Below are 15,763 nucleotides of genomic sequence, written 5' to 3'. Positions count from 1 at the left end.
TCGATGATCGCTGATGATTAGCCACTTATTAATAATAAAATTATGGCGACAGCGCGAGCAAGATGATTGCTACGCTAAGCCTAATATGAAGGTTGTATGTTATGAAATACACATTAACAAAAGCCAACCCTGATGCAGATACCTATCCTGCACAGACCCGCCAAACGGTCAATGACCCTATCGAAGATGAAGTCAATAAAAACGTCTTTATGGGTCGTCTCGAAGACCTCGTTCATTCAACAGCAAACTGGGGGCGCAAGCACTCGCTCTGGCCATTTAACTTTGGTACGTCTTGCTGTTATGTTGAATATGCCACTACCTTAACCGCCGTTCATGATTTGTCACGCTTTGGGGCAGAGGTTATCCGTGCGTCACCTCGTCAGGCAGACGTGATGATCGTCGCCGGTACTTGCTTCGTTAAAATGGCCCCTGTTATTCAGCGTCTCTATGAGCAAATGCTTGAGCCAAAATGGGTTATCTCTATGGGGGCCTGTGCCAACTCGGGCGGTATGTATGATATCTACTCGGTCGTACAAGGCGTCGATAAAATCATCCCTGTTGATGTGTATGTGCCAGGCTGTCCGCCGCGTCCAGAAGCGTTGATTCAAGGCTTAATGTTATTGCAAGAATCTATTACTAAAGAGCGTCGTCCGTTAGGTATCCATGTCAATGAGCAAGGTGTCTATCAGCCACAAATGACGCCTGAGCGTGACCGTAAGCAAGCAGATCGTATCGCTGTCAAAAACTTGCGTAGCCCAGACAGCATCTAAGTTTAGATGGCATTTAGATTCACAGCAATAACTTCAATATTTTATGCGCCTATCATAGTTCAGTTATGATTAACATAGCTCAGTTATGGTTGACATAGTTTAGTTATGATTAATGAAGGAATACATCATTCATGGTCACGGTAGTCGAAAACATAGATCCTAAGATCAAGCCCGTCCCAGTAGTCATCACAGAGCTGGAGCAAAAGTATGCGGGTAAATTTGTCGTGCAGCAGACTGTGGATGAGATTCCAACGGTTTGGGTGGCTCGTGCTGATTTATTAGATGTTCTCTTATTTTTGCGCAAACTGCCTCAGCCGTACGTCATGCTATTTGACTTGTCAGCGATAGATGAGCGTTTACGTCAGCATCGCGCGGGTTTGCCTGACAGTGATTTTACGGTGTTCTATCATCTGATGTCGCTTGAGCGCAATAGTGATATACGTGTCAAGGTCGCGCTGAGCGAAGATGATCTCAATGTCCCAAGCGCGACCAATATTTGGCCAAATGCCAACTGGTATGAGCGCGAAGTGTGGGACATGTTCGGTATTGTCTTTACAGGTCATCCGCATTTGACCCGTATTTTATTGCCAAAATACTGGGAAGGTCATCCACTGCGCAAAGAGTACCATGCGCGTGCGACTGAATTTACCCCGTACTTCTTGAATACCGCCAAGCAACAATACGAGCAAGAAAACCTACGTTTTGTCCCAGAAGAGTGGGGCATGAAGCGCTCGGGTCGTGATGAAGACTTTATGTTCTTGAACATCGGTCCTAACCATCCCTCTGCTCACGGTGCGTTTCGCTTGGTGCTACAGTTGGATGGTGAAGAAGTCGTCGATTGTATCCCAGATATCGGCTATCACCATCGCGGTGCAGAAAAGATGGCTGAGCGCCAAACTTGGCATTCATTTATTCCTTATACCGACCGTATCGATTATCTCGGCGGTGTGATGAATGAGCTGCCATATATCATGTCAGTCGAAAAGCTTGCAGGCATTACCGTGCCGCCGCGCGCTGAGACCATTCGCGTGATGATGAGCGAGTTTTTCCGTATTACCAATAACTTACTATTCGTCGGTACTTTTATTCAGGATGCGGGCGGTATGACCCCTGTATTCTATATGTTTACCGATCGCCAAAAAGCTTATGATGTCATCGAAGCCGTAACTGGCTATCGTATGCATCCCGCTTGGTTCCGTATTGGCGGTACGGCTGCTGATTTGCCGCGCGGTTGGCAGCGCTTAGTTCGTGAGTTCTTAGATTGGATGCCAAAACGCTTAGACGAATATGTCAAAGCGGCACTACAGAACAGCGTGCTTAAAGGCCGTACCCAAGGGGTTGCTCAGTACAATGCTAAGCAAGCATTGGCTTGGGGCGTGACGGGTGCTGGTCTGCGTGCGACAGGCGTTGATTTTGATCTGCGTAAAGCACGTCCGTACATGGGCTATGAGAATTACGATTTTGAGATACCCGTTGGTTACAACGGTGATGCGTATGATCGCTGTATGGTCAAAGTCGAAGAGATGCGTCAGTCATTGCGTATCATTCGCCAATGTATGGACAATATGCCGCAAGGCCCTTACAAAGCGGATCATCCACTGGCCGTCCCACCGCCGAAAGACCGTACATTGAATGATATCGAAACGCTGATTAACCACTTTATCTCAGTATCTTGGGGTCCTGTGATGCCAGCGGGCGAATGTACAACGATCGTCGAGGCGACTAAAGGTCTGAATAGTTATTACATCACCTCAGACAAGGCCACGATGAGCTATCGTACCCGTATTCGTACGCCGACATTTGCTCATTTGCAACAGATGCCATCGGTCATCAATGGCTCGCTAGTTTCTGACGCCATTATGTACCTAGCATCGATTGATATTGTGATGGCGGATTGTGATCGTTAAGGTCTTGATATTTAAGATTAAAGCCGCTGCTTCAAAAGTATTTGTTCATCAATATATTATTGCCTGATGGCACACCAAAATGCTGTCACTTGTCGATATAACCACAGTTTCAATCAGACTGATATTGGCTTGTGATAGAGCAGGATGAGTGAGGAAAGACAGAAGATTATGAAAATTGTTTCCGACAAAATGCCAAAAGTAGATGTGGAAAGCATTCTCACCAGTGATGAAATCGCTGCCATTCATGAGTTTATGCATCATTACCCACAGGCGCGTGCCGCCTCGCTAGATGCGCTAAAAATCGTGCAAAAGCGCAACGGCTGGGTCGATGATGCGCAAGCGAATGCTATTGCCAATATCCTAGACATCCCGATGTCAGACATGGACGGGGTTGCGACTTTCTTTAACCGTATTTATCGCCAACCTGTCGGTCGCCATGTGATTCTCATATGTGATTCTGTGGCTTGTTATTTGACAGGCTATGAGGCGCTGTCAGCTGAGATTAGATCGCAGCTGGGTATTGAGTATGGTCAGACTACGGCTGACGGTCGCTTTACGCTATTGCCAATTTGCTGCTTGGGCAACTGTGACAAGGGGCCGGCGGTACTGATCGATGAAGACACTTACGGCCCTGTCCAGCCATCTGAGGTCGCGCAATTATTGGAGCTATACGCATGAGTTTAACGATTTCAGAGCAAATTGCTCGTCGCGGTCAAGGTCAAGCACCAAGCCAGCTAAATGCACAGCGTGTTCCAATCTATGGTGATAAAGCGACCGCCACTAGCGAAACCAAGCCTTTGACGTGGCGTTTGGCGCATCATGACGCGGTGCTTGATTTGGCTACTTACGAATCTCTAAAAGGCTTTACGGGTCTAAAAGAAGCGCTATCTAAATCGCCTAAAGATGTCGGCAATATGATCAAAGCGGCCAATGTTCGAGGTCGTGGCGGTGCAGGTTTTAACGCTGGTCTTAAATGGTCGTTTATGTCGCCGCCGGATGGTTTGCCGCGTTATCTCATCTGTAATGCGGATGAAATGGAGCCAGGCACATTCAAAGACCGTTTGCTTATGGAGCGTCTGCCGTTTCAGCTTATCGAAGGTATGCTCATTACCGCTCATGCGATTGGTGCTACTGACGGTTATATCTTTATTCGCGGTGAGTATATCTTGGCAGCCCAGCGTTTGGTCGCTGCTATCGAAGAGTGCTTAGCCAATAATCTCATGGGCGACAATATTTTAGGCTCAGATTTTAGTTTTAATCTGCATGTGCATACGGGCGCTGGACGTTATATCTGCGGTGAAGAAACCGCATTGATTAATTGTCTAGAAGGCCGCCGTGCTAACCCACGTACCAAGCCGCCGTTTCCACAAATCTCTGGCGCATGGGGTCGTCCAACCGTTGTTAATAACGTTGAAACTCTGTGTAATATGCCAGCGATTTTGAATCATGGCGTTGAGTGGTATCAGTCGCTATCTGAAATTAAAGGCAAGAGTAAAACGCCAGGTACCAAACTATTTGGCTGCTCAGGATTGGTTAATGATCCAGGCCTTTGGGAATTACCGTTTGGTTATACAGCTCGCGAAATCATTGAAGATCTAGCGGGTGGTATGAAAGATGGTAAAACGCTGAAAGCATGGCTGCCAGGCGGCGCATCGACTGACTTTTTGACCGCAGAGCATTTGGATGTAGTCGTAGATTTTGACCCAATTCAAAATGCTGGTAGCCGTATGGGTACTGGTCTGATTATGGTCGTCGATGAATCACAAGACATGGTGCCATTACTGCGCAACCTTGAGATTTTCTTTCAGCGTGAATCGTGCGGTTGGTGTACACCATGCCGTGATGGTCTGCCGTGGGGCGTTAAACTGCTTACCGCCATCAATGATGGTGAAGGGCAAGTGGGCGATGTAGAAAAACTAGAAGGCCTGACGCGTGATTTATGGATTGGTAAAACATTCTGTGCGCATGCCCCAGGTGCGATGGAACCACTAATGAGTGCGATTAAATATTTCCGTCCAGAGTTTGATCAAAAAATCGCGCAGGCGGTTGGTGTCGAGGTTATTGATGCTGCAGCCAACCAACAGCCAGTAGTGAAATAAGGAGAGCGGCATGGCAGTCATACATATTGATGGAACCACTGTCGAAGTAGATAGCGCAGATAACTTACTACAAGCCTGCTTATCACTCGGCATTGATGTGCCGTATTTTTGTTATCATCCAGCCCTTGGCTCAGTAGGCTCGTGCCGTCAGTGCGCGGTCAAGCAATTCCAAAATAAAGAAGATATGGAGGCAGGTCGCGGTCGCCTTGTGATGTCATGTATGGTCGCCCCTGGCGATGACATGTACATCTCTGTGACTGACGATGAAGCCAAAGCTTTCCGCAAGTCGATGGTTGAGCTACTCATGACCAACCATCCACATGACTGTCCAACCTGTGAAGAGGGCGGACATTGTCATTTGCAAGACATGACCTATATGTCAGGTCATAGCCGTCGTCGCTATCGCTTTACCAAACGCACACATCATAACCAAGAGCTTGGTCCATTCATCGCGCATGAGATGAACCGTTGTATCGCTTGCTATCGCTGTGTACGTTTCTATAAAGACTACGCAGGCGGCGAAGATTTAGGCGTTTATGGCTCAAACAATCGCGTTTACTTTGGCCGTGACAAAGATGGTCAGTTTGAAAGCGAATTCTCAGGTAACTTAACCGAAGTCTGCCCAACCGGTGTATTTACTGATAAAACCCACTCTGAGCGCTACAACCGTAAATGGGACATGCAGTATGCGCCAAGCATCTGTCATGGTTGCTCAGCGGGTTGTAATATCTCACCGGGCGAGCGTTATGGTGAATTGCGCCGTATCGAAAACCGCTATAACGGCGAAGTAAACCGTTATTTCTTATGTGACCGTGGCCGCTTTGGTTATGGCTATGTTAATCGTGATGACCGTCCAACCCAAGCGCTTGAACGTATCAATGATAAGCATGTCAAAATCAATATTGACTATGCCCTTGATGAAACCATCAAACGTATCAAAGATAAAAAGGTCATCGGGATTGGCTCACCACGCGCCAGTCTAGAGACTAACTTTGCGCTAAAAAACCTCGTTGGCTTTGATAACTTTTCAACAGGTCTGAATCATCAGCAGCAAGCACTGGTCAATAAATGCATCGAAGTGCTCAGCACTGAAGGCATTTATAACCCTAGCATGACCGATATCGAAACGCATGATACCGTATTGGTATTGGGTGAAGACATCACGCAAACTTCATCACGTGTTGCGCTGTCAGTACGTCAAGCGGCAAAAAATGAAGGCTTGAAAATGGCAGCGGCATTGCAAACGCAGCCGTGGCTTGCTGAACCAGTTAAGCGTATTGCTCAAGATGCGCTAAGCCCAGTCTATGTCATCGATGTAACCCAAACTAAGCTAGAAGATATCAGTAAAGTGAGCGTAGTGGCGACACCTGAAGACATCACCAAACTTGGTTTCAAAGTTGCTGATGAAATTGCTAATTTCGCTGATGATTTAGTAGAAATAACAGATCCACAAGCAGTTGAACAAGATGCTAATGCCAGTACTGAAACTGATGGTATGCAAGCGTTGGCGCAGCAAATCGCTTATGACTTGATTCAAGCTGATAAGCCATTAGTTGTTTCGGGTAGCAGCTTGTCTTCTACCGCATTGATAGAAGCAGCGGCACAGATTACCCAAGCGTTGACCCAAAAACGCGCGGCAATCAAAGCGACTGAGCAACAGCAGGTTGAGGCACACAATGCCAAAGTACAGGCAGCCCAAGCAAAAGCGGCTAATGACCAGCCTGAAGAAGACCAAGATTTATCTGCCAAGCCAAACAAACCTGAAACAGGCGTGAATACAGAAGCTCAAGATGATGTCGAACGCGCACCTGCTGAAAACCTTGAGTTAAAAGAAGTAAACAAACAGTATCAGGCACAAGCAGGTATCTATCTAACGGTTCCTGATGCCAATAGCATGGGCGTTTGTATGCTTGGCGGTCAATCAGTTGAAGAGTTGCTAGCCACTGATTACGATGTGGTTGTGGTTGCAGAAAACCAGCTAACAGATGCGATTGATGCCAATAAATTGACGCAGCTATTGACGGATAAAACGGTCATTGCGTTAGATCATCAGCTCCTTGATTGGCATAAGGACGTCGATATCGTATTGCCAGCGGCTAGCTTTGCAGAAGCGGATGGTACATTAATATCAGCTGAAGGTCGTGCGCAGCGTTTCTTCCAAGTTTATGACAACGAATACTACCATCCAATGAGCAGTATTAAAGAAGGCTGGCGCTGGATACATGCTGTGCATAGCAGCATTGAAGGTCGTGATGTCGATTGGACGCAGCTAGATGATGTAATCAATGCGTTGATTGCCACCCATCCTAAGCTTGCAGGTATCAAAGGCGCTGCGCCTGATGCTGATTACCGTATAACGGGTCTGAAAATCGCGCGTCAACCGCGTCGTTATTCAGGTCGTACTGCTATGCGCGCGCCAATCTCAGTGCACGAGCCGATGCAGCCAAAAGATTTGGACACTGGTCTGACTTTCTCAATGGAAGGTTATAGCGGTAAAGAAACGCCAAGCTCGATGATTCCTTTTGCCAATGCGGCAGGTTGGAACTCACCGCAAGCATGGAACAAATATCAAGATAAAGTTGGCGGTCATCTGAAAAATGGCGATCCAGGTGTGCGTTTGTTCGATCAACTAGAGCGCCTAGCCACTCGTCAATATGTGGCGCCAGAAGCCATGTCTGCAAACACTACTGACTTACATCAAGGCCAAGCGAAACTGGTACCGATTCATAATATCTATGCCAGCTCAATGATGGCATCACGTAGCCCACTCGTTGCAGAGCAACTACCCGTTGCTGCATGGCGTATCGGTATAGACGATGCCAAAGACTGGAATATCGCTGCTGGTGATTACTTGGCGATTGAAATTGACAAGCAACAAATTACCTTGCCAGTACAGCTGGTCGGTTATCTAGCAGAAGGCTGTATCGGTTACCCAGTTGGGCAGGTGAGTATCATTCACCCATCAATGCCAGCGTCGGTGCGTAAAGTAGATGCACCAGTAACGATGATGGGTAGCATGGCTAACGATATGATTAATGATAATGACACAGCGCAAATAAACGCAGCGCCGACCACCACACAGGAGGTGTAATATGCAAGTTACCCGTATTATCCCTGATGTGCCAAGCTTTTTGGCCAATAGCATGAGCTTTGATACTTGGTCTATTCTGTTTTTGGTGGGTCAATCGCTAGTCATTTTTCTGGTCGTGGTATTGGTTGCCGCGATGATGATTATCTATGAGCGCCGTATGTTGGCCTTATGGCAAGATCGTTATGGTCCAAACCGTGTCGGGCCTTTTGGTTCGTTGCAGTTGGTCGCCGATATGCTAAAAATCTTCTTTAAAGAAGACTGGACACCAAACTTTACCGATAAGTTTATGTTCACCTTGGCACCTGCGGTCGCGATGTTTACCGCATTGGCCTCATTTGCCATCATTCCTATCTCGCCAACGCTTGGCGTGGTTGATTGGGATATTGGTATTCTGTTTTTCTTTGCCATGGCGGGTATTGCTGTTTACGCCGTGATGTTCGGCGGTTGGGCATCTGCCAATAAGTTCTCGCTACTTGGTGGTTTGCGCTCAGCTGCACAGACGATCAGTTACGAAGTGTTTTTGGGTTTGTCGTTGATGGGCGTTGTTGCGCTAACAGGTTCATTTAACTTGCGCGCTATTGTTGAAGCGCAAGCGGATGGCTGGTATATCATTCCGCAGTTCTTTGGCTTTTTGACCTTTGTCGTGGCTGGTGTGGCCGTTACGCATAGACATCCATTTGACCAACCAGAAGCAGAGCAAGAGCTGGCTGAAGGCTATCATGTCGAATATTCTGGCATGAAGTTTGGTATGTTCTTTATTGGTGAGTATGTCAACGTTGTCTTGATTTCTGCCTTGATGACTTGCTTGTTCTTTGGCGGTTGGCTTGCGCCGTTCAATTTAGATATTCCATTTATTCCACCAGCTTTTTGGTTCATGATTAAAACGCTGTTCTTTATGACCATGTTTGTTTTGGCTCGAGGCTCACTCATGCGTCCGCGTTATGATCAGGTGATGAACTTTGGCTGGAAAGTATGTCTGCCCGTAACCTTGATCAATCTGTTGATTACGGCTGCGGTCATTTTGATCTTTTCTCCAACGTTATAGTCATTACTAGTAGCCATCACTGATGAACTAGGGTAAAGCTGATAAGGATAATAACCCCATGTTTACTACCATAAAAAAGACCGTCATTGGTATATTTACCATTGTCCGCAGCATGTGGATGGTCAATAGTCATGCGCTCAGACCGCGTGACACCATCCTTTATCCTGAAGAGCCGGTACCTGTACCGCCGCGTTTTCGTGGACGTATTGTCTTAACACGTGATCCTGATGGAGACGAGCGCTGCGTCGCTTGTAACTTGTGTGCGGTGGCATGTCCGGTAGGGTGTATCTCATTACAAAAAGCCGAGCGTGAAGATGGACGCTGGTATCCAGAGTTTTTCCGTATTAACTTCTCACGCTGTATCTTTTGCGGATTGTGTGAAGAAGCCTGTCCAACGACAGCGATTCAAATGACCCCAGATTTTGAGCTGGGTGAATATAAGCGCCAAGACTTGGTCTACGAAAAAGAGCATTTGCTTATTTCAGGACCAGGTAAATACCCTGATTATAACTATTATCGTGTGACAGGTATGGCGGTAGCAGATAAACCAAAAGGCGCAGCACAAAATGAGTCTGCACCGATTGATCTAAGGAGCTTGCTACCATGATGAATATTTTGAACCATCCTGAACTGGCTGGGTTTTATTCGCTTGCAGCAGTGGCAATATTTGCCAGTCTGCGCGTCGTGACTCAGGCCAATCCAGTGCATGCTATCTTATCGATGATTGTATCGTTACTGGCAATCGCTGGGATATTTTTTGTATTAGGTGCGCCGTTTGCGGGTGCGTTAGAGATTGTTGTTTATGCTGGTGCCATTATGGTGCTATTTGTCTTTGTCATTATGATGCTGAATTTGGGCATGAGTAATGACGAGCGCGAAGAGCGTTGGCTCGATGCGGGCACTTGGGCGATACCGACAGGATTGACGATAATCATTGCCGTTGTGCTCTATGCAATGATTGGTCTTAATCATGATGAAGCGGTCATGATGGGTGGAACGACTATCTCTGCCAAAGCAGTCGGTACAGTGCTATTTACCAAATACATTATGTTGGTTGAAATTGCAGCTTTGTTACTACTAGCGGCTTTGGTTGCTGCTTACCATTTGGGCAAAGAGTCAATCGATGAAGAGATCGTCGGTCATGCGAGCCAAGGCTTTCAGCCAAGCGTGGGCAGTATTGAGCTGTACGAAAATGACAGTATTTACAAAAACAACGACTATACAGATAGTGACGCCGTAAAAATGGCTAAGCCCTACGAATATAAAGATGTTGACCCGCATGACTATGTTGGTATGAAAACAGGTGCGAACAAAGTCACGCGCAAGGAGTCAGACTAATGATACTAGCAGCAAGCGTGGCACAAGATGTGTCAAACGTGCCGTTTGCCCACGAGGTGGCAGGCTTAGTACAGCCAGTTACTGAGGCGCAAAATGTACTGGGTATGATACCCATGAGCCATGGACTGATTTTGGCAGGTATTTTATTTGCCATCGGTCTGTGCGGCGTCATGGTACGACGTAACTTCCTATTTATGCTCATGAGTCTTGAGATTATGATGAATGCGGCAGCACTAGCATTTGTAGTAGCAGGTAGTCGCTGGGTCGATCCAGACGGGCAGATTATGTTTATCTTCATTTTGACGTTGGCCGCGGCTGAAGCGTCAATTGGTTTGGCAATATTATTGCGTTTTTATCATCAGCGTGGACATCTCGATGTCGATAGCGCCAATGAGATGAAAGGATGATGTCATGAGTTTATTACCATTAACCTTTATATTCCCGCTCATTGGCTTTTTGATTTTAGCCTTTATGCGCGACAAATTATCAGAGACGGTCGCAGCGATTGTTGGTGTGGGTAGCATGCTGCTATCGGCTCTATGTACGCTAGTGGTTAGTTATACCTTTTTGACCACAAATCCAGCTGGAACGGTAATTGAAGTTCCGCTATGGACATGGTTCCAAGTTGGCGACTTTGCGCCGCATTTTGGCTTGAGCTTTGACGGTCTTGCATTGACTATGACGGGTGTTATCACTGGGATTGGCTTTTTGATTCATCTGTTTGCCTCTTGGTATATGAAAGGCGACACTGGCTTTGCCCGTTTCTTTAGCTATATGAACTTGTTCGTGGCCAGTATGTTATTACTGGTGCTAGCAGATGATTTGTTCTTGCTATATCTCGGTTGGGAAGGCGTGGGTATCTGCTCGTATTTATTGATTGGTTATTATTACCATGACAGAGCCAACGGCCGTGCTGCGATGAAAGCTTTTACCGTTACGCGTGTCGGTGATGTGTTCTTAGCCTTTGGTTTGTTTCTATTATTCCGCGAATTCGGCACGCTTAATATTCAAGAAATTATTACGCGCGCGCCAGAAGTGTTTGATGTTAATAACCCAACGATGATGTTAACCACCATGATGTTGGTTGGCGGCGCGATGGGTAAATCAGCGCAGTTGCCACTACATACATGGCTTGCTGATGCGATGGCAGGCCCAACACCAGTATCGGCATTGATTCACGCAGCAACGATGGTCACAGCAGGTGTTTATTTAATCGCCCGTCTACATCCATTGTTTGAGCTGACCCCAGCTATCTTATTGTATTGGGTTGGCGGCGTAGGGGCATTGACGTTGGTTGTTGCTGGATTCTGTGCACTCGCGCAAACAGACATCAAACGTATTCTTGCTTATTCGACCATGAGTCAAATTGGCTATATGTTCTTAGCACTTGGCGTGGGCGCATGGCAAGGGGCAATCTTCCATCTGATGACCCATGCTTTCTTTAAAGCATTGCTGTTCTTATCATCAGGTGCGGTCATTCTTGCGGTACACCATGAGCAAGACATCTTTAAGATGGGCGGTCTGCGCAAAAAGATACCATTGGTATTTTGGTGTTATATCATCGGTGGCGGTGCACTTGCTGCGATACCTTGGGTTACCGTTGGTTTTTATTCTAAAGAAGCGATTCTTTGGGAGACGTATGCAACAGGTCACTTAGTACTATTCTATATGGGTGTATTCGGCGCGTTCTTAACCGCGATTTATACATTCCGTATGATTTGGATCATATTCTTCGGTGAAGAAAAAACCCATGCGCATAAACTATCAGGGGTGTCTTATTGGTTGCCTTTGACGGTATTGCTTGTTCTATCTACCGCTGTTGGTGCATGGATTACACCGCCACTACAAGGCGTCTTACCAGAGAGCGTGGGTCATCTGTTAGAAGTCGCAGGTCAAGATCATGCCAAGCACACCGCAGAGTATATCGCGATGGGTGCAATGGCGGCAGGTTTGATATTGGCGGCACTATTATATGTGGTCAATAAAGGTCGCATGCTCACGAGCTTTAAGCGCTCTCGTATTGGCGGGGCGCTATATCACTGGTGCTATCACGGTCTAGGCTTCGACGCGCTATACGATATAATTTTTGTAAAACCCTTTTTGTTCATCGGCCGCTTATTAAAAGCCGACCCTATCGATAAAACGTGGTATATCTTGCCTAAGCTGGCCTCAGCAGGTAATAAAGTATTGTCTGCGACGCAAACAGGGTCTCTTCGAGGTTATGCCACAAGCTTTGGCTTGGGTATGGCTGTATTGCTGGTGCTGGTAATGATGACGGTGGTGTAAAGATGATTGAGTTACAACAAACGTGGATGCTACCAGCATTAATCGCAATTCCTTTTATTGCAGGATTGCTATGCTGGTTGGTGGAGCGATTTAATAAACGTCTGCCGCGCTGGATTGCCTTGATCGGTATGATTTTGACCTTTGCTTTGTCATTGGTGCTTTGGCGGCAAGGTGATTTTAGCGGTATGAGTAAGCAGGTCATTGCGCCAGATGCTGCAGTGCCTTGGGTAGCTGAATTTAGTGTGCCATGGATACCGAGTTTTGGTATTAGCTTTCACTTGGCGCTAGATGGTTTGTCATTGATGATGGTAGCCTTAACAGGCTTGCTTGGTGTAGCAGCCGTTGCCTGTTCGTGGAATGAGATTCAGCGCCGTGTTGGTTTTTTCCACCTAAACTTGCTATGGAGTTTGGGCGGTGTCATCGGGGTTTTCTTAGCTATTGACCTATTCTTATTCTTCTTCTTTTGGGAGATGATGCTGGTTCCTATCTACTTCTTGATCGCCATTTGGGGTCATGATGTGGTTGGCAAAACCAAAGAATACGCCGCAACCAAGTTCTTTATCTATACCCAAGCGTCTGGGCTTATCATGCTCATCGGTATTTTGGTATTGGTCATTATCAGCTACGCCCAAACAGGGGTAGTGAGCTTTAACTATAATGACTTGCTCGGTACGTCACTTGGCGGCTGGGAATATCCCATCATGCTGTGCTTCTTCATTGGCTTTGCGGTGAAATTGCCAATTATCCCGTTCCACGGCTGGTTGCCAGATGCGCATGCGCAGGCACCAACGGCAGGTTCGGTGGATTTGGCAGGTGTGCTCATTAAAACTGCTGCCTATGGTTTGATTCGTTTTGTGTTGCCGCTATTTCCAGTAGCGTCACAAGAGTTTGCGCCGATAGCAATTACTCTAGGTACGATTGGTATCTTCTACGGTGCTTGGCTCGCGTTTATGCAGACCGATATGAAGCGTTTGCTGGCCTATACCAGTATCTCGCATATGGGTTTTGTGGTACTGGCAATCTATGCTGGAACATTGCTCAGCTTACAAGGTCTGATGATTCAGATGCTTGCTCATGGCTTGAGTTCAGCCGCACTATTCATCATGGCAGGACAGTTGTATGAGCGTCTGCATACACGCGATTTGACCTTGATGGGTGGTATGTGGGGACAGTTCCGTTACTACGCACCGATATTGATGTTCTTCTGTGCAGCGTTGCTTGGTATTCCAGGAACAGGTAACTTCATTGGCGAGTTCATGATTTTGTTTGGCTCATTTTCTCAGTATCCCGTGTTTGTGGTATTTGCGACATTCAGCTTGGTACTCGCAGGGCTATACTCGCTCATTTTGATTCATCGCGCATTATTTGGTGAAAACAACATCGCCGCATTGGCAGAGCGAGAGACTAAGTCACACGGCTTGCCTGCGCGTAAATTAAAAGATTTGGGCAAGCGCGAGCTGTCATTACTATTGATGTTAGCGGCTGGTTTGGTATGGCTTGGATTGTATCCACAGCCGTTCCTTGATACCTCAAGTCATGCAATGCAATGGATCAACAACGCATATATATACAGTCAAGTGACACAGGTAGATGCGTCGCAAATGCTTGATGTAATGGAGGCACGTTAAGTCATGAATGAGATTACAATGAATGATTTGATAGGGCTTGTGCCTTACGCGCCGATTATCGCCGTAGTGATTACGGTACTCGTGGTGATGATTGCCATCACTATCAAGCGCTCGCATATGGTCACTGGTACAATCACCGTGGTCGGTTTGAATATTGCTTTGGTTACGTTACTTGGGCAAATGACGGGCTTTATCGAGAGTGGCGCTATCGCACCAAATGCTGAGCAGTTATTTGTGATTGATAATTTTGCTCAGTTCAATATGGTGGTGATCCTGATCTGCGCCTTGGCTTGTTGTACGCTATCGTATGCGTATTTGGCCAACCTCAAAGACAATAAAGAAGAGCTGTACTTGCTCATGCTGCTATCGACCATTGGTGCACTACTGATGGTAAGCGCGCAGCACATGGCATCGTTCTTTATGAGTCTAGAGATGTTGTCAGTGCCTTTATATGGCTTGCTCGCTTACACTTATATGCGCAACCGCTCGCTTGAGTCAGGACTAAAATATCTAGTGTTGTCGGCGACAGCGTCAGCGACTTTACTCATGGGTATGGCATTTATTTATGCAGAAGTGGGCTCGTTGGCATTTAAGCCAATCAGTATGGTGCTAGGCAATTTGTTTGAATCGCCACTACTGATATTGGGTGCGGCGATGATGATGTTTGGGATCGCCTTTAAACTCTCGGCTGCTCCCTTTCATATGTGGACGCCAGATGTTTATGAAGGCGCGCCTGTTCCTATTGCGACCTTTTTGGCATCCGTCTCAAAAGTTGCCATGATGGCGCTGGCGGTTCGATTCTTAATCGATACCTCTTTATTGGCATTGCCATCGGTGCAGATGTTATTAATGGTCATGGCAACCTTGTCTATCTTGGTAGGTAACTTGTTGGCTGTGCGTCAGACCAGTCTTAAGCGTCTACTCGGTTACTCATCTATTGCCCATATGGGTTATGTGATGATCGTTATCGTCAGTATTGGCGCTGCTGCTGATAGCATCTCTAGTATGTATATGGCGGTGTATGCCTTTACGTCTATCGGTGCTTTTGGTGTGGTGACATTGATGTCGAGTCCATATCGCCTGTCTGGTGAAGCCGATGAGTTGACTCATTATCAAGGGCTATTCTGGCGTCGTCCAGTATTGACCGCGGTGATGACTATCATGATGTTATCACTGGCTGGTATTCCATTGACCGCCGGCTTTATCACCAAGCTGTTTGCGATATTGGCTGCTGTACAAGGTACCAACTGGTTCTTAGCGGCGATGATTATTTTAGGTAGTGCAATTGGTCTATTCTACTACTTACGTGTATTACTCACACTGTTCAAACGTCCTAAGCAGTTCATCGAGTTTGACGTGTCTGGACAATGGGGTATTCGTACCGGCGGTATTATGGTTATTGCGGTGACGGCCATTATTCTGTTCTTTGGTATCTTGCCAAACAGTATGATCGAATGGGCAAGCTTGGCTCGTATTTGGTAGATTCAATGATTTATGCGATAAGATAAGTCATTTGCTGCTTATCTGTTGTTACGGTTAAAAAACCAAGATGCGCCCGCTTTATGATAAGCTTGGCGCATCTTTTTTTGCTTAATTTTT

General features: G+C 46.6%; 12 protein-coding genes. All 12 read left to right on the top strand.

Annotation, left to right across the window (positions count from 1 at the left end; all coding sequences use genetic code 11):
* The first annotated feature begins 101 nt into the window (after nucleotides 1-101).
* Nucleotides 102-770, top strand: a complete 669-nt coding sequence (locus ACTXGK_RS26435; protein WP_394213467.1) for a NuoB/complex I 20 kDa subunit family protein — start codon at nucleotides 102-104, stop codon at nucleotides 768-770.
* 131 nt (nucleotides 771-901) lie between these two features.
* Nucleotides 902-2,677, top strand: coding sequence for an NADH-quinone oxidoreductase subunit C/D (gene nuoC, locus ACTXGK_RS26430; RefSeq protein WP_443517560.1), 1,776 nt, complete (start codon nucleotides 902-904; stop codon nucleotides 2,675-2,677).
* A gap of 168 nt (nucleotides 2,678-2,845) precedes the next feature.
* Nucleotides 2,846-3,355 carry an NADH-quinone oxidoreductase subunit NuoE gene (gene nuoE, locus ACTXGK_RS26425; protein ID WP_057758927.1) on the top strand — a complete coding sequence of 170 codons (510 nt, stop codon included), beginning with the start codon at nucleotides 2,846-2,848 and terminating at the stop codon, nucleotides 3,353-3,355.
* Nucleotides 3,352-4,776: an NADH-quinone oxidoreductase subunit NuoF gene (nuoF, locus tag ACTXGK_RS26420; protein WP_443517561.1), complete on the top strand. Its 1,425-nt coding sequence runs from the start codon at nucleotides 3,352-3,354 to the stop codon at nucleotides 4,774-4,776. Before nuoE ends, nuoF begins: the two co-directional genes overlap by 4 nt.
* A 10-nt stretch (nucleotides 4,777-4,786) precedes the next feature.
* Complete coding sequence (gene nuoG / locus ACTXGK_RS26415) at nucleotides 4,787-7,867, top strand: NADH-quinone oxidoreductase subunit NuoG (protein WP_443517562.1); 3,081 nt, start codon at nucleotides 4,787-4,789, stop codon at nucleotides 7,865-7,867.
* 52 nt (nucleotides 7,868-7,919) lie between these two features.
* A complete protein-coding gene (nuoH, locus tag ACTXGK_RS26410; RefSeq protein ID WP_179798733.1) occupies nucleotides 7,920-8,912 on the top strand; it encodes an NADH-quinone oxidoreductase subunit NuoH in 993 nt (330 codons plus the stop codon).
* A gap of 58 nt (nucleotides 8,913-8,970) precedes the next feature.
* Nucleotides 8,971-9,519, top strand: a complete 549-nt coding sequence (nuoI, locus tag ACTXGK_RS26405) for an NADH-quinone oxidoreductase subunit NuoI (protein WP_010198902.1) — start codon at nucleotides 8,971-8,973, stop codon at nucleotides 9,517-9,519.
* Complete coding sequence (gene nuoJ, locus ACTXGK_RS26400) at nucleotides 9,516-10,250, top strand: NADH-quinone oxidoreductase subunit J (protein ID WP_443517563.1); 735 nt, start codon at nucleotides 9,516-9,518, stop codon at nucleotides 10,248-10,250. Before nuoI ends, nuoJ begins: the two co-directional genes overlap by 4 nt.
* 98 nt (nucleotides 10,251-10,348) lie before the next feature.
* Entirely contained in the window at nucleotides 10,349-10,657 is a 309-nt protein-coding gene (nuoK, locus tag ACTXGK_RS26395; RefSeq protein WP_025653102.1) for an NADH-quinone oxidoreductase subunit NuoK, read from the top strand.
* 4 nt (nucleotides 10,658-10,661) lie between these two features.
* A complete protein-coding gene (gene nuoL, locus ACTXGK_RS26390) occupies nucleotides 10,662-12,536 on the top strand; it encodes an NADH-quinone oxidoreductase subunit L (RefSeq protein WP_443517564.1) in 1,875 nt (624 codons plus the stop codon).
* 2 nt (nucleotides 12,537-12,538) lie between these two features.
* Nucleotides 12,539-14,164, top strand: coding sequence for an NADH-quinone oxidoreductase subunit M (nuoM, locus tag ACTXGK_RS26385; RefSeq protein ID WP_443517565.1), 1,626 nt, complete (start codon nucleotides 12,539-12,541; stop codon nucleotides 14,162-14,164).
* A 3-nt stretch (nucleotides 14,165-14,167) separates the two neighbouring features.
* Nucleotides 14,168-15,646, top strand: coding sequence for an NADH-quinone oxidoreductase subunit NuoN (gene nuoN, locus ACTXGK_RS26380; protein ID WP_371530943.1), 1,479 nt, complete (start codon nucleotides 14,168-14,170; stop codon nucleotides 15,644-15,646).
* Nucleotides 15,647-15,763: the final 117 nt, after the last annotated feature.

Source organism: Psychrobacter sp. T6-5 (assembly GCF_052258485.2).
Classification (GTDB): domain Bacteria; phylum Pseudomonadota; class Gammaproteobacteria; order Pseudomonadales; family Moraxellaceae; genus Psychrobacter.
The sequence above is the reverse complement of the archived record's forward strand: the minus strand, read 5'-3'. Positions and strand labels throughout refer to the sequence as shown.

Bases quoted from the DNA above. Each gene is read 5' to 3' on its own strand.
- nuoJ (WP_443517563.1), top strand. From the start codon at position 9,516: ATGATGAATATTTTGAACCATCCTGAACTGGCTGGGTTTTATTCGCTT.
- ACTXGK_RS26435 (WP_394213467.1), top strand. From the start codon at position 102: ATGAAATACACATTAACAAAAGCCAACCCTGATGCAGATACCTATCCT.
- nuoC (WP_443517560.1), top strand. From the start codon at position 902: ATGGTCACGGTAGTCGAAAACATAGATCCTAAGATCAAGCCCGTCCCA.
- nuoI (WP_010198902.1), top strand. From the start codon at position 8,971: ATGTTTACTACCATAAAAAAGACCGTCATTGGTATATTTACCATTGTC.
- nuoG (WP_443517562.1), top strand. From the start codon at position 4,787: ATGGCAGTCATACATATTGATGGAACCACTGTCGAAGTAGATAGCGCA.
- nuoE (WP_057758927.1), top strand. From the start codon at position 2,846: ATGAAAATTGTTTCCGACAAAATGCCAAAAGTAGATGTGGAAAGCATT.
- nuoF (WP_443517561.1), top strand. From the start codon at position 3,352: ATGAGTTTAACGATTTCAGAGCAAATTGCTCGTCGCGGTCAAGGTCAA.
- nuoM (WP_443517565.1), top strand. From the start codon at position 12,539: ATGATTGAGTTACAACAAACGTGGATGCTACCAGCATTAATCGCAATT.
- nuoN (WP_371530943.1), top strand. From the start codon at position 14,168: ATGAATGAGATTACAATGAATGATTTGATAGGGCTTGTGCCTTACGCG.
- nuoL (WP_443517564.1), top strand. From the start codon at position 10,662: ATGAGTTTATTACCATTAACCTTTATATTCCCGCTCATTGGCTTTTTG.
- nuoH (WP_179798733.1), top strand. From the start codon at position 7,920: ATGAGCTTTGATACTTGGTCTATTCTGTTTTTGGTGGGTCAATCGCTA.